Source organism: Actinomyces sp. 432 (assembly GCF_009930875.1).
GTDB lineage: Bacteria > Actinomycetota > Actinomycetes > Actinomycetales > Actinomycetaceae > Actinomyces.
Genome location: NZ_CP025249.1, coordinates 1,409,429 through 1,423,437, shown reverse-complemented (window position 1 = coordinate 1,423,437; position 14,009 = coordinate 1,409,429). Strand labels below are relative to the sequence as shown.

Here is a 14,009-nt window from a genome sequence, read left to right as displayed (position 1 = left end):
GTAGGCTTAACCGGTCTAAGACTTCCAACAATCCTCTAGCGAGTTAGGAACCGCACGTGGCAACGACGAACGACCTGAAGAACGGCATGGTGCTCAACCTGGAGGGCCAGCTGTGGCAGGTAGTCGAGTTCCAGCACGTCAAGCCGGGCAAGGGCCCCGCGTTCGTGCGCACCAAGATCAAGAACGTCCTGTCCGGCAAGACCGTTGACAAGACCTTCAACGCCGGCCTCAAGGTGGAGACTGCCACCGTGGACCGCCGTGACATGCAGTTCTCCTACAAGGACGGCGACGACTTCGTCTTCATGGACGTCAAGACCTACGAGCAGACGTATGTGTCCGCCGGCGTCGTCGGGCAGGCGGCCGACCTAATGCTGGAGGGGCAGGACGTCATCGTCGCCTTCCATGAGGACACCGTGCTGTTCGTGGAGCTCCCGGCGGCCGTCGTGCTGACCATCTCCCACACCGAGCCCGGCCTGCAGGGCGACCGCTCCTCGGCGGGAACCAAGCCTGCCACCCTGGAGACCGGCGCCGAGATCCAGGTCCCGCTGTTCCTCAACACCGGCGACAAGGTCAAGGTTGACACCCGTTCCCGCTCCTACATCTCCCGCGTCACCGACTGACCGCCGATGACCGAGTCCATACCGGTTGAGCCGGAGGCGGCGCAAGCGCCCTCCGACGACGCTGCCGCCTCCTCGGCTCAGCACCCCAAGTACCCGGTCACCGCCCGCACCAAGGCGCGGCGGCGTGCCGTCGAAGTCCTCTTCGAGGCCGACCAGCGCGGGTTGCTCCGCGGCGACTCAAGCGTGCAGAACCTCCGGGAGCTGGCCGCGGAGCGGGCATTCCACTCGGCCAACCACACCGAAGCCCCTGCGTATACGCGCCAGGCGCTGGCCGGCGTCGCCGATCACCTCGCCGAGATCGACGAGACCATCGAGACCTATTCCCACGGGTGGGTGCTCAGCCGCATGCCGGCCACGGACCGGGCCATCGCCCGCCTGGCCACCTGGGAGATCGTCTGGAACGACGACGTCGATGCGCCGGTAGCCGTCGACGAGGCGATCACGCTCGCCCGCATGCTGTCGACCGATGACTCCCCCCGCTTCCTCAACGGGCTGCTGGGGCGCATCGGCGACCTTGCAGACACGTTGCGCTGAGCGACTAACGTCCGCAGCCGCGACGCCGCTCCATCCACAACCTTCACCGAGAACGGCACAAGCAACACGCCCAGACCGGTCGAAATGGCACCGCCCCCACCATGCACGAACGTGCGGTGGGGGCGGTGACTGTTTGCCCCGCGGCAGGCACTATTGCCGTGACGATACAAGTTGGCCGGCATCGGGCCGGCCCGTCACGAAGGAGTGCTCTCATGGCTGAGAAGACTGAGCGGATTGTGCTGGCTGATTTGGATGATGGTGTGGGGAGGCTGATGCTGCAGGTGGTGTGAGAGTGCCGCCGTCGGGGTCGCGCAGGCACACCGCCTGGGCGCGGCCCCACGGCGCGCGGGCGCCCACTTTGCTTGGGCCCGCGCGGCTCAGGAGCATCCCCGTGCATCGTCGGCGTGGCCGCGAGCGAGGAGAGACTGTCAAAATCGATGACAATCGCCCCCGTGCGCCCGGAATGCCTTCAACAAAATGGCGCGGTACCAACGATCATCGATATACGGCAGATGCCTAGAGGCCCCGTTTGTCATCAATTGTGACAGCGAGTTGATGATGAACCGGCCGCACGTGCATGGGGCGTGGTCGGCGGTGTGATGCCGTATGCGGGACTCCGGGCCTGTGCGCAGGGGACATCCGGCGCAGCTGATGGGGGACTGGCTAAGAGGGCGCTCGTCAGGGGTCGGCGGTCGCCCGGCGAGTGCCCGGCGGCCGACGTTCACCGGGCGGACACCTCCCGCACTCGCCGAGCCGCTGCGCTAACATCGCCCCGAACGACATCCTTGAAGCCCGTCCAGTGAGGCGGAGAAGGAGGTCCACGCACCGTGGCCGCAGCACAGTCCACCGGGAAGCAGATCCTCGGCGCAGCCGAGATTCAGCGATCCCTCGTCCGCATCGCCCACGAGATCCTGGAGCGAAACCACGGCAGCAGCAATTTGGTGCTTCTAGGCATCCCCTCCGGAGGAGTCCCACTGGCGCGGCGCCTGGCCGCCGCCCTAGAGGTCGCCGCCAAGGAGTCCGGCGACCCCGCCGGCGCCCCGCCGGTCGGCACCCTGGACATCACCATGTACCGCGACGACCTCGGCCGCCACCCGATCCGCGTGCCCCAGCCCACCCGCATCCCGGGGGAGAGCCTCGAGGGCCGCACCGTGATCCTCGTCGACGACGTGCTCTTCTCCGGCCGCACCATCCGCGCCGCCCTGGACGCCCTGGGAGCCATCGGCCGCGCCGACGCCGTGCAGCTGGCCGTGCTGGTGGACCGCGGCCACCGCGAGCTGCCCATCCGGGCCGACTACGTGGGCAAGAACCTACCCACCTCCCGCAACGAGAAGGTGGTTGTTTCCCTGACCGAGCTCGGCGCCGACGGCGACGCCGTCACCATCGTCGACGCCGCGACCCAGGAGGCTGCCCGATGAAGCACCTGCTGTCCGCCAAGGACCTGTCCCACGACGAGGCCGTGATGATCCTCGACACCGCCGAGGCCATGGCCGCCACCCAACGCCACGCCGTCAAGAAACTCCCCACCCTGCGCGGCAAGACCGTGGTGAACCTCTTCTTTGAGGACTCCACCCGCACGCGGCTGTCCTTCGAGGCCGCCGCCAAGCGGCTGAGCGCCGACGTCATCAACTTCTCCGCCAAGGGCTCCTCCGTGTCCAAGGGGGAGTCGCTGAAGGACACCGCCCAGACCATCATGGCCATGGGCGCCGACGCCGTCGTGGTGCGCCACTCCGCCTGCGGCGCCGCCCACCTGCTCGCACACGCCGGCTGGATCAACGTGCCCGTGCTCAACGCCGGCGACGGCACCCACCAGCACCCCACCCAGGCGCTCCTAGACGCCATGACCCTGCGCCGCTGGTATACGCCCGGCGGCCCCACCGGGGCCACGCGCGCCGGAGACGGCAGCCCGGCGCCCCAGGGCCGTGACCTGGACGGCGCCCGCGTCATCATCGTCGGCGACGTGCTGCACTCACGGGTGGCCCGCTCCAACGTCGACCTGCTCACCACTCTGGGTGCCCACGTCACTCTGGTCGCCCCACCCACCCTGCTGCCGGTGGGCATGGAGGACTGGCCCTGCGACGTGTCCTATGACTTCGACGCCGCCATCGCCGCCGTCGAGCCCGACGCCGTGATGATGCTGCGCGTGCAGCGCGAGCGCATGAGCGCCGCCGGCGGCGGGTTCTTCCCCAGTCCGGGGGAGTACGCCCGCGGCTATGGCCTCGGCGCCGCACGCCGCGCCGCCATGCCCGAGCACGCGATCGTCATGCACCCCGGCCCCATGAACCGTGGCCTGGAGATCACCGCCGACGCCGCCGACGACCCGCGCTCCCGCGTGGTCGAGCAGGTGGGCAACGGCGTCTCCGTACGCATGGCCGCCCTGTACCTGCTCCTCGCCGACGAAGGGAACCAGCTGTGACCGCCCATCTCCTGCCCGGGGTCCGCCCCTACGGCGAGGACGCCACCGACGTCCTCATCATCGACGATACGATCGCCGCCATCGGCCCCGACGCCGCCGCCCAGGCCCCCGCCGACGTCGTCCGCCACGACGACCTGGCCGGCCTGGTGCTCCTGCCCGGGCTCGTTGACATTCACACGCACCTGCGCCAGCCCGGTGGCGAGAGCGCAGAAACCGTCTACACCGGCACCCGCGCTGCCGCCGTCGGCGGCTACACCGCCGTGTTCGCCATGGCCAACACCACCCCCGTGCAGGACAACGCCGGCGTCGTCGAGCAGGTGCTGCGCCTGGGCAACGAGGCCGGCTGGGTGGACGTCCACCCCGTCGGGGCTGTCTCCGAAGGGCTTAAGGGCGAGCACCTGTCCCAGATGGGTGCCATGGCGCACTCCGCCGCTCAGGTGCGCGTCTTCTCCGACGACGGCAAGTGCGTGTCCGACCCGGTGCTCATGCGCCGTGCCCTGGAGTACGCCAAGTCCTTCGACGGCGTGATCGCCCAGCACTCCCAGGACCCCCGGCTCACCGAGGGCTCCCAGATGCATGAGGGCCGCGTCTCGGCCGAGCTCGGCCTGGCGGGCTGGCCCGCCGTCGCCGAGGAGTCGATCATCGCCCGCGACGTCCTGCTGGCGGGGCATGTCGGAAGCCGCCTGCACGTGTGCCACCTGTCCACCGCCGGCAGCGTGGAGATCATCCGCTGGGCCAAGGACCGCGGCATCGACGTCACGGCCGAGGCGACCCCCACCACCTGCTGCTCACCGATGAGAAGGCCCGCACCTACTCGCCGCTGTACAAGGTGAACCCGCCTCTGCGTACCGCCAAGGATGTGGAGGCGGTCCGGGCGGCGCTGGCCGATGGCACCATCGACGTGGTCGGTACCGACCACGCCCCCCACCCGCGTGAGTCCAAGGACTGCGAGTGGCAGGCCGGCGCCTTCGGTATGACCGGCTTGGAGACCGCCCTGCCGATCATCATCGCCACCATGGTCGAGCCCGGACGCATGAGCTGGCGGGACGTCGCCCGTGTCCTGTCCGAGGCTCCGGCCCGCATCGGTCGGCTGAGCGATCAGGGCCGACCGCTGGCCGTGGGCGAGAGCGCCAACCTGACGGTGGTCGACCCCGAGGTCCGCCGCGTGGTGGACCCGGACGCCCAGTGGACCCGTTCCAGTAACACCCCCTACGCCGGCATGGAGCTGCCCGGGCGGGTCATGGCCACATTCCTCCATGGCCGTCCCACCGTCCTGGATGGCGAGCCGGTAGCGCGGAACCCAGAGGCGACCGAACAGAAGGAGAACGCATGAGTGCCCTAAGCCCAACACCCGTGGCCGCGTACGGCGGCTTCACCAGCCCCGCCCTGCCCGCCTCCGCGCCGATCGAGCGCACGACGGCGCTGCTGGTCCTGGAGGACGGCTACGCGCTGACGGGTCGCTCATACGGCGCGACCGGCTCGACGACCGCCCGGATCGTCTTCAACACCGGCATGACCGGCTACCAGGAGGTCCTGACCGATCCCGACTACGGTCAGCAGATCGTAGTAATGACCTCCCCCCACATCGGCAACACCGGAGTCAATGATGAGGACGGCAAGTCCGACCGGTTCTGCGTAGCCGGAATAGTGGTGCGCGACCCGTCCCGGCGCGCCTCCTCCTGGCGGGCCCGCCGCGAGCTCGAGGCGGAGCTGGTCGCCCAGGGCATCGTCGGCATCTGCGAAGTGGACACCCGCGCCCTGACCCGCCACCTGCGGGACCACGGCACGATGCGCGCCGCGATCTTCTCCGGGGACGCCCTGCCCGACGGCGTCGCCGAGTACCCCGGCTACGCGCCCACCGAGGCGGCTATCGAGTCCTGCTTGCGCACCATGCGCAGTGCCTCCGCCGCCCCCGCAGACACCACGATTCCGAGCACCCCCCAGGAGAACGCCTGATGCCCCGCCGTACCGATATTTCCTCCGTCCTGGTCATCGGCTCAGGCCCGATCGTCATCGGCCAGGCCTGCGAATTCGACTACTCCGGCACCCAGGCCTGCAGAGTGCTGCGTGCCGAGGGCATCCGCGTCATCCTGGTCAACTCCAACCCGGCGACGATCATGACCGACCCGGACATGGCCGATGCCACCTACGTAGAGCCCATCACTCCCGAGGTCGTTGAGGCGATCATCGCCAAGGAGCGCCCCGACGCCCTCCTGCCGAACCTGGGCGGGCAGACCGCCCTGAACACCGCCATGAGCCTGGTGGAGTCTGGGGTCCTGGACAAGTACGGCGTGGAGCTGATCGGGGTACGGGCAGAAGCCATCAACGCCGGCGAGGACCGGGAGGAGTTCAAGCGCGTGGTTGAGCGCTGCGGCGCGGAGGTAGCGCGCAGCGTGATCGCCCACACCATGGACGAGTGCCATGCCGGGGTGGAGGCGCTGGGCGGCTACCCCGTGGTGGTGCGCCCGTCCTTCACCATGGGCGGCCTTGGCTCCGGCTTCGCCTACAACGCCGAGGACCTGGAGCGTATTGCGGGCCAGGGCCTGTCCGACTCGCGCACCACCGAGGTGCTGCTGGAGGAGTCGATCCTGGGCTGGAAGGAGATCGAGCTTGAAGTCATGCGCGACCGCGCCGACAACTGTGTGCTGGTCTGCTCCATTGAGAACGTCGACCCGGTGGGCGTGCACACCGGGGACTCAATCACCATCGCCCCGGCCCTGACCCTCACCGACCGGGAGCTGCAGCGGCTGCGGGATGTTGCCGTCGCCGTCATCCGTGAGGTGGGTGTGGACACCGGCGGCTGCAACATTCAGTTCGCCGTGCACCCGGAGACCGGCCGCGTGATCGTCATCGAGATGAACCCCCGCGTGTCCCGGTCCTCGGCACTGGCATCCAAGGCCACCGGCTTCCCCATCGCCAAGATCGCCGCCCGCCTGGCCATCGGCTACACGCTGGACGAGATCCCCAACGACATCACCGGCTCCACCCCCGCATCCCTGGAGCCCGCGGTGGACTACGTGGTGGTCAAGGTCCCGCGCTTCGCCTTTGAGAAGTTCCGCGGCGCCGACCCGACCCTGACCACAACCATGAAGTCGGTCGGGGAGGCCATGGCCCTGGGCCGCTGCTACACCGAGGCCCTGCAAAAGGCTATGCGCTCGATCGACAAGCCCGGCTCCGTGTTCCACTGGGACGGTCCGGCCCCCACGCCGGAAGAGCTGCCCGGGCTCATCGAGTCACTGCGCACCCCCACCGAGCACCGGCTGGTAGACCTGCAGCAGGCCATCCGCGGCGGCGCCACCCCGGAGCAGCTCTTCGACGCCACCGCGATCGACTCGTGGTTCCTGGACCAGATGTTCCTGCTCCAGGAAGTCGCCGAGGAGACGCGCACGGCCCCGGCGCTGACCGCCGAGCTGCTTCAGCGCGCCAAGCGGCATGGCTTCTCCGACGCCCAGATCGCGTCCCTGCGCGGCATCGGGGAGGACACGGTGCGCGAAGTTCGCCACGCCTTCGGCCTGCGACCGGTCTACAAGACGGTGGACACCTGCGCCGCCGAGTTCGCCACCACCACCCCTTACCTGTACTCCGCCTACGAGGAGGAGACAGAGGTGGCGCCGCGCCAGCGGGAGGCCGTCATCATCCTGGGCGCCGGCCCCAACCGGATCGGCCAGGGCATTGAGTTCGACTACTCCTGCGTGCACGCCACCATGGCCCTGTCCGAGCGCTACGACACGGTAATGGTCAACTGCAACCCGGAGACCGTGTCCACCGACTACGACATCTCCGACCGGCTGTACTTCGAGCCGCTGACCTTCGAGGACGTCATGGAGGTCTACGAGGCGGAGCTGGCGGCCGGACCAGTGGCCGGCATGATCGTCCAGCTCGGCGGGCAGACGCCCCTGTCCCTAGCGGCCCGGCTCAAGGCTGCGGGCGTGCCCATCCTGGGCACCACCCCGGAGGCGATCGACGCCGCCGAGGACCGGCAGGTGTTCGGCGTCGTACTGGAGCGCGCCGGGCTGCCGGCCCCCGCCCACGGGACGGCCCTGAGCGACGAGCAGACCCTGGCCGTGGCCGCGCAGATCGGTTTCCCGGTGCTGGTGCGCCCCAGCTATGTGCTCGGTGGGCGCGGCATGGAGATCGTCTACGACCGCGACGGCCTGGTCGACTACCTCTCCCGCGCCTCCGCGGAGGCCGGCGGCGCCTATGCCAACGGCCCCTGCTGATCGACCGCTTCCTCGACGACGCCATCGAGATCGACGTCGACGCCCTCTACGACGGCACGGAGCTGTTCCTCGGCGGCGTGATGGAGCACATCGAGGAGGCCGGCATCCACTCCGGCGACTCCGCCTGCGTACTGCCCCCCATGTCCCTGTCCGACACGGAGATCGCCCGCATCCGCCGCTCCACCGAGGCCATTGCCGCCGGGGTGGGGGTGCGCGGACTGATCAACATCCAGTACGCGCTGGTATCCGACACGCTGTACGTGATTGAGGCCAACCCGCGCGCCTCCCGGACTGTGCCCTTCGTTTCCAAGGCGACCGGCGTGCAGCTGGCCAAGGCCGCCGCCCTGCTCATGGCAGGCCAGACCATCGCCGACCTCAAGGCCGCCGGTCACCTGCCCGACGCCGATGCCGCCGTAACCGACCCGCTGGACCCCATTGCGGTGAAGGAGGCGGTCCTGCCGTTCAAGCGGTTCCGCACCCCGTCGGGCCGGGTGGTGGACACGGTGCTGGGCCCGGAGATGCGCTCCACCGGTGAGGTCATGGGCTTTGACGTCGACTTCCCGCGGGCCTTCTCCAAGTCGCAGGACGGCGCCTACGGCGGCCTACCCGGTGAGGGCGCCCTGTTCGTGTCCGTGGCTGACCGGGACAAGCGCGCCATCGTGCTGCCCGTCGCCCGACTGGCCGAGCTCGGATTCACCATCTATGCCACCGCCGGCACCGCCCAGGTACTGCGTCGCAACGGCATCCCGGCAACCCCGGTCCGCAAGGTCAGCGAGGGCCAGGGCGCCCACGGCGAGCAGACCATCGTCGGCCTGATCGAGTCCGGCGCCATCGACATGGTGATAAACACCCCAAGGGGCAGGGCGCCCGCGCCGACGGGTACTCCATCCGTGCCGCCACCACCAGCGCCGACAAGCCCATCATCACCACCGTGCAGGAGCTGCAGGCGGCGGTGCAGGCGCTGGAGGCCAAGCTCGCGGGCCCGATGGGGGTGCGCAGCCTGCAGCAGCACGATGCCGACAGGCACTCCCGGCGCGACCGCGCCCACGCCGGGGGGACCCGCGCATGAGCACGACCCCGGCCCGGAACGGTCGCCCCGTGGAGTCCTCCTTCGGCGCCCGGCTGTCCGCCGCCATGGACGATCACGGACCGCTGTGCGTGGGTATTGACCCGCACGCCTCCCTGCTGCGCGACTGGGGCCTGCCCGACACGCCCGCCGGGCTGCGGGACTTCTCCCTGCGGGTCGTTGACGCGCTCGGCGGGCGGGTGGCGGCGGTCAAGCCGCAGTCGGCGTTCTTCGAAAGGCACGGAGCGGCAGGCATCGGCGTGCTGGAGGAGACGCTGGCCGCTCTGCGGCAGACGGGCACGCTCTGCGTCCTCGACGTCAAGCGGGGTGATATCGGCTCCACCATGTCCGGCTACGCCCAGGCCTATCTGGCAGACGGCGCGCCCCTGGCCGCGGACGCCATTACCGTCTCCCCCTACCTAGGATACGGCTCACTGCGTCCGGCGCTGGACCTGGCGGCCGACGCCGGACGGGGCGTGTTCGTCCTGGCGCTGACCTCCAACCCGGAGGGAGCCGCCGTGCAGCATGCGCGTGGACCGGCGGGACGGGCCGTGGCCGCCGAGGTGGTGGCCGGGGCCACCGCCTCCAATGCTGCCGCCCGCGCCGCCGGTGAGCTCGGCAGCGTGGGCCTGGTGGTAGGCGCCACCGTTGGCGACGCCGTGCGCGAGCTGGACCTGGACCTGCTGGCCGCGGGCGGGCCGCTGCTGGCCCCCGGTGTGGGGGCGCAGGGAGGCGGTGCCGCCGAGCTGCGGGCCGTGTTCGGAGCTGCACGCCGCAATGTGCTGGCGTCCACATCCCGCGGCGTGCTGGGAGCCGGCCCCGATCGCGAGGCCCTGCGGCAGGCCGCCGACAGCGCCGTCGCCGAGGCCGGGGCAGCACTGCGTGCCTGACGCCGGCCCGAGGCGCCACGCGGGACGTGCGCCGTGACGGCGCCCGGGCATAACCTGACCATGTGGCAGAAGTCCCGACTGCCGATGGAGGAAACATGGTGATCCCCGAACTGACTCCCGGGCAGCGTGCGGCTGCGCTTTACAAGGCGGCCGCGGCCCGAGACCGCCGCGCCCGGGCGAAGGCCGAGCTCAAACGCGGCACCCTGACTGTTTCCGCCCTGTTCGAGGCGGCGCAGAATGATGAGGCCCTGGCCAAGATGCGGGCGCTGGACCTACTGCGCTCGCTGCCGCGCGTGGGCACCGTGGGAGCACAGGCACTGCTGCAGGAGCTCGGTATTGCCGCGAGCCGGCGGGTGCGGGGCCTGGGTAGCCGCCAGCGTGCCGAGCTTGTGCGCCGTTTCGGCTGACACCGGCGCACGGGGCATGATGGGGGTATGACCGCAGCCCAGGTGCCTCCCGCCCGACTCACCGTGATAGCCGGGCCGACCGCCGTGGGGAAGGGCACGCTCGTCGCCGAGCTACGCCGCCGCCACCCCGACCTGTTCGTGTCCGTCTCAGCGACGACGCGCGCGCCCAGGCCCGGCGAGCGCGACGGCATTCACTATCACTTCGTATCGGACGCGGAGTTCGACCGCCTGATCGAGCGCGGGGACATGCTGGAATGGGCGCAGGTGCACGGTACTCACCGCTACGGCACCCCCCGGGGTCCGGTGCAGGAGCAGCTGGATGCAGGCCGCCCGGCGCTGCTTGAGATCGACCTGGCCGGTGCACGCCAGGTGCGCGCCGCCATGCCCGAGGCCCAGCTGGTGTTCATCGCGCCGCCGAGCTGGGAGGAGCTCGTGTCCCGCCTGCTCGGGCGTGGCACTGAGTCGGAGCAGGAGCAGGATCGCCGCCTGGCCACTGCACGGGTCGAGCTACAGGCAGCGGGCGAGTTCGACCGCACCATCATCAACGACTCCGTGGCACGTGCCACGGACGAGCTAGAAGACGCGCTCGGGTTGAGCGGCTAAAATCGGGTGCTCGCGGTGCGGTAGCCTGTAACCGCGGCCGCGCCCGCACATACCGGGACCACAATCAGGTAGCAATCACATTGGGAGACAAGCACATGCTCGGAACCTCCGCTGACCCCGAGGGTATCACCAACCCTCCCATTGACGACCTGCTGGAGAAGGTCGACTCCAAGTACGGGCTGGTGGTGGAGGCCGCCAAGCGTGCCCGGCAGATCAATAGCTACACCCAGCAGCTGGAGGACAACCAGTTCGAGTACTTCGGGCCGTTGGTAGAGGCGGAGACCGAGGAGAAGGCCCTGAGCGTCGCACTGCGCGAGGTCGCCGCGGGCAAGCTCCAGGTCATTCCCGGGGACGAGGCCCGCGCCCGCCGTGCCGAGGCAGAGGAGGCCCGCCGCGCCGCCGAGGCCGATATGTTCTCCGACATCTCCCTGGACACCCCGCTGGATCTCGGCGGCCAGGAGGAGACCGGCTCCGCCACCGGCCTGGATGACATCCAGTTCTGAGGGCAGTCTGCTCCAGGACCACTAGTCGGCCAGCCGTACCTGCCATGAACGCAGAACTCCCCAGTGCCCGAGGCGCCCGCGCGCCTCGGGCACTGCGCGTCGTCGTGGGGATATCCGGATCCATCTCCGCATACAAGGCGCCCTCGGTGATTCGGCTGCTGCGCGCTGCCGGGCACGAGGTGCGCACCGTGCCCACGGCGGCAGCGCTGCGCTTCATTGGCGCGCCGGCACTGTCCGCCGTGACCGGATCCCCGGTGCAGGCCGGTGTCTTTGAGGACCCGGCCGCAGTGGCGCACGTGGAGACGGGGGAGTGGGCTGAACTGGTTGTGGTGGCGCCGGCCTCGGCCGACCTTCTCGCCCGGGCGGCCGCGGGCCGCGCGGACGACCTGCTCACCGCTACCCTGCTGACCACCACCGCGCCGGTGGTGATGGCCCCGGCGATGCACACGCAGATGTGGAACCACCCGGCCACCCGCGAGAATGTGGCGACGCTGCGCCGCCGCGGCGTAACCGTGATAGACCCTGACAGTGGGCCGCTGACCGGCTCCGGTTACGGGGCGGGGCGCCTGCCCGCGCCGGAGGTCATCGTGTCCCGCGCCCTGGCCGTGCTGGACACCGCGCACACCCGTGCACAACCCGACCTGGTCGGCCGGCACGTGGTCGTCTCCGCAGGCGGAACCCGTGAGCCTCTGGATCCTGTGCGCTACCTGGGCAATCGCTCTTCGGGGCGCCAGGGAGCCGCCGTCGCGTGCGCCGCTGCGGCCCGCGGTGCACGCGTGACCCTGGTGTCCGCACACGTTGACTCGCAGGTACTGGCGGCGCTGCCGGCACAGGTAGAGGTAGTCCCCGTAACTACCGCCCTGGAACTGCGTGATGCGGTGCGCGCCGCCGCAGCGGATGCCGACGCGGTGGTGATGGCCGCCGCGGTGGCCGACTTCCGCCCCGCAGCCGTGGCCGGAGCCAAGCTCAAGAAGCACCCGCTCGCGGTGTCGGCCGCGCCGGAGCAGGAGGCCGCGCCCAGCGTCCCGACAATCGCGCTGGTGGAGAATCCCGACGTGCTGGCCGAGCTGGTAACGGATCCACCGCGCCGTGACGGCGCACCCACCGTCGTGGTCGGGTTTGCCGCGGAGACCGGTGACGCCGAGGGCGACGTGCTGGACCACGGCGCCGCCAAGGCGCGCCGCAAGGGCGCCGACCTGCTGGCCGTCAACGCCGTCGGCACGCACACGGGTTTTGGTGACGTCCCCAACACCGTTGTGGTCCTCGATGCCGCCGGCCGGGAAGTCGGCCGTGCCAGCGGCTCGAAGCAGGAGGTTGCCACGGTGCTAATGGAGATGATCGCGGTGCGCCTGGGGCGCTGACAGCGCTCGACCCCGGTCGGCGGGGCGCCGTCCGGGGCGGTGAGAGCGGTGCCTGCTGCCACTGGTATCCTCAGCCTCTCTGGTGGGGCGAAGGAGGCAACTCCGAATATCCGATCACTCGATCATCCACCCCGCGACCACGCACCCACCAACTAGCAAGGACCACACCGCTTATGGCATCCAACTCCCTCCGCATGTTCACCTCCGAGTCCGTCACCGAGGGGCACCCGGACAAGATCTGCGACCGCGTCTCGGACGCGATCCTGGACGCGATCCTAGCCCAGGACCCGGCCGCGCATGTTGCTGTGGAGACCATGGCCACCACCGGGCTCGTGCACGTCGCCGGCGAGGTGAGCACGAGCGCCTATGTGGAGATCCCCGACATCGTCCGCAGCGAGATCGTCTCCATCGGCTACACCTCCTCCGAGGTTTGCTTCGACGGCGCCTCCTGCGGCGTGTCGATCTCAATCGGCCAGCAGTCACCCGACATCGCCGCAGGCGTGGACAAGGCCCTGCAGGTGCGCGGCGACGCCGCGGACCTGGACCCCCTGGACTTCCAGGGAGCCGGCGATCAGGGGCTGATGTTCGGCTACGCCTGCACGGACACCACCGAGCTCATGCCGCTGCCGATTCACTTGGCTCACCGGTTGGCGGAACGCCTGGCGTACGTGCGCAAGCGGGGCATCATTGACGGACTGCGGCCGGACGGTAAGACCCAGGTCACCATCGGCTACGACGGTGCCACCCCGGTTTCGCTGGGAGGAGTCGTGGTGTCCACCCAGCACGATCCGGACCGTAGCCGGGCCTGGCTGACAGACGCGGTTACCCAGGAGGTGATCCGCCCCGTGCTGGACGCCGAGGAGGACAAGGGCCTGAGGCTTGCCACCGCCGACGCCGAGGTCCTGGTCAATCCCTCCGGCCAGTTCGTGATCGGCGGACCCGCCGGTGACGCCGGCCTGACCGGTCGCAAGGTCATCGTGGACACCTACGGGGGCATGGCCCGTCACGGCGGGGGCGCCTTCTCCGGCAAGGATCCCTCCAAGGTGGACCGCTCCGGCGCCTACGCCATGCGGTGGGTCGCGAAGAACGTGGTCGCCGCGGGACTGGCAGACCGTTGCGAGGTACAGATTGCCTACGCGATCGGATCCGCGCGCCCCGTGGGACTGTACGTGGAGACCTTCGGCACCGAGCAGGTGCCCGTGGAGCGGATCACCACCGCCATCGAGGAGGTATTCGACCTACGGCCGGCCGCGATCGTGCGCGATCTGGACCTGCTGCGGCCGATCTACCGGAGCACCAGCGCATACGGTCACTTCGGCCGTGCGGGGTTCACCTGGGAGAGCACCGACCGGGCCGCGGCTCTACGCGCCGCCTGCTGAGGACTTCAGG

The 14,009-nt window shown here is 70.0% G+C and carries 10 protein-coding genes and 3 pseudogenes; all 13 read left to right on the top strand.

Annotated elements, in window-relative coordinates; translation table 11 throughout:
• Nucleotides 1-56: 56 nt before the first annotated feature.
• The 13 genes and pseudogenes from efp (at nt 57) to metK (ending at nt 13,999) form a co-directional block, all read left to right on the top strand.
• On the top strand, nt 57-620 hold the full coding sequence (efp, locus tag CWT12_RS05830) for an elongation factor P (RefSeq protein WP_161924059.1): 564 nt from the start codon (nt 57-59) through the stop codon (nt 618-620).
• A 6-nt stretch (nt 621-626) separates the two neighbouring features.
• Complete coding sequence (nusB, locus tag CWT12_RS05825; protein WP_161924058.1) at nt 627-1,154, top strand: transcription antitermination factor NusB; 528 nt, start codon at nt 627-629, stop codon at nt 1,152-1,154.
• Between the two features lie 827 nt (nt 1,155-1,981).
• Nucleotides 1,982-2,572: a bifunctional pyr operon transcriptional regulator/uracil phosphoribosyltransferase PyrR gene (gene pyrR, locus CWT12_RS05820; protein ID WP_161924057.1), complete on the top strand. Its 591-nt coding sequence runs from the start codon at nt 1,982-1,984 to the stop codon at nt 2,570-2,572.
• The gene (locus CWT12_RS05815) at nt 2,569-3,570 is read left to right on the top strand and encodes an aspartate carbamoyltransferase catalytic subunit (RefSeq protein WP_161924056.1); all 1,002 of its coding nucleotides are present in this window, start codon (nt 2,569-2,571) and stop codon (nt 3,568-3,570) included. The genes pyrR and CWT12_RS05815 overlap by 4 nt, the downstream gene beginning before the upstream one ends.
• Nucleotides 3,567-4,903: pseudogene (locus CWT12_RS05810) on the top strand (dihydroorotase). Before CWT12_RS05815 ends, CWT12_RS05810 begins: the two are co-directional and overlap by 4 nt.
• 53 nt (nt 4,904-4,956) lie before the next feature.
• Nucleotides 4,957-5,478, top strand: a pseudogene (locus CWT12_RS05805) (carbamoyl-phosphate synthase domain-containing protein); the annotation flags it as partial.
• Between the two features lie 47 nt (nt 5,479-5,525).
• Nucleotides 5,526-8,859: pseudogene (gene carB / locus CWT12_RS05800) on the top strand (carbamoyl-phosphate synthase large subunit).
• A complete protein-coding gene (gene pyrF, locus CWT12_RS05795) occupies nt 8,856-9,746 on the top strand; it encodes an orotidine-5'-phosphate decarboxylase (protein ID WP_161924054.1) in 891 nt (296 codons plus the stop codon). The pseudogene carB and the gene pyrF overlap by 4 nt, the downstream one beginning before the upstream one ends.
• Nucleotides 9,747-9,808: 62 nt before the next feature.
• Nucleotides 9,809-10,153 (top strand): integration host factor, actinobacterial type, encoded by a 345-nt coding sequence (gene mihF, locus CWT12_RS05790; RefSeq protein ID WP_442862551.1) that lies wholly within the window; start codon nt 9,809-9,811, stop codon nt 10,151-10,153.
• 27 nt (nt 10,154-10,180) lie between these two features.
• Nucleotides 10,181-10,756 (top strand): guanylate kinase, encoded by a 576-nt coding sequence (gene gmk, locus CWT12_RS05785; protein ID WP_161924053.1) that lies wholly within the window; start codon nt 10,181-10,183, stop codon nt 10,754-10,756.
• Between the two features lie 95 nt (nt 10,757-10,851).
• A complete protein-coding gene (gene rpoZ, locus CWT12_RS05780; RefSeq protein ID WP_161924052.1) occupies nt 10,852-11,259 on the top strand; it encodes a DNA-directed RNA polymerase subunit omega in 408 nt (135 codons plus the stop codon).
• Nucleotides 11,260-11,303: 44 nt separating this feature from the next.
• Complete coding sequence (coaBC, locus tag CWT12_RS05775; RefSeq protein WP_161924051.1) at nt 11,304-12,620, top strand: bifunctional phosphopantothenoylcysteine decarboxylase/phosphopantothenate--cysteine ligase CoaBC; 1,317 nt, start codon at nt 11,304-11,306, stop codon at nt 12,618-12,620.
• 173 nt (nt 12,621-12,793) lie between these two features.
• Nucleotides 12,794-13,999 (top strand): methionine adenosyltransferase, encoded by a 1,206-nt coding sequence (metK, locus tag CWT12_RS05770; protein ID WP_161924050.1) that lies wholly within the window; start codon nt 12,794-12,796, stop codon nt 13,997-13,999.
• Nucleotides 14,000-14,009: the final 10 nt, after the last annotated feature.

Excerpts from the sequence above, each read along its gene's own strand:
- nusB (WP_161924058.1), top strand. The coding sequence starts at position 627 with ATGACCGAGTCCATACCGGTTGAGCCGGAGGCGGCGCAAGCGCCCTCC.
- CWT12_RS05815 (WP_161924056.1), top strand. The coding sequence starts at position 2,569 with ATGAAGCACCTGCTGTCCGCCAAGGACCTGTCCCACGACGAGGCCGTG.
- pyrF (WP_161924054.1), top strand. The coding sequence starts at position 8,856 with ATGAGCACGACCCCGGCCCGGAACGGTCGCCCCGTGGAGTCCTCCTTC.
- gmk (WP_161924053.1), top strand. The coding sequence starts at position 10,181 with ATGACCGCAGCCCAGGTGCCTCCCGCCCGACTCACCGTGATAGCCGGG.
- rpoZ (WP_161924052.1), top strand. The coding sequence starts at position 10,852 with ATGCTCGGAACCTCCGCTGACCCCGAGGGTATCACCAACCCTCCCATT.
- coaBC (WP_161924051.1), top strand. The coding sequence starts at position 11,304 with ATGAACGCAGAACTCCCCAGTGCCCGAGGCGCCCGCGCGCCTCGGGCA.
- metK (WP_161924050.1), top strand. The coding sequence starts at position 12,794 with ATGGCATCCAACTCCCTCCGCATGTTCACCTCCGAGTCCGTCACCGAG.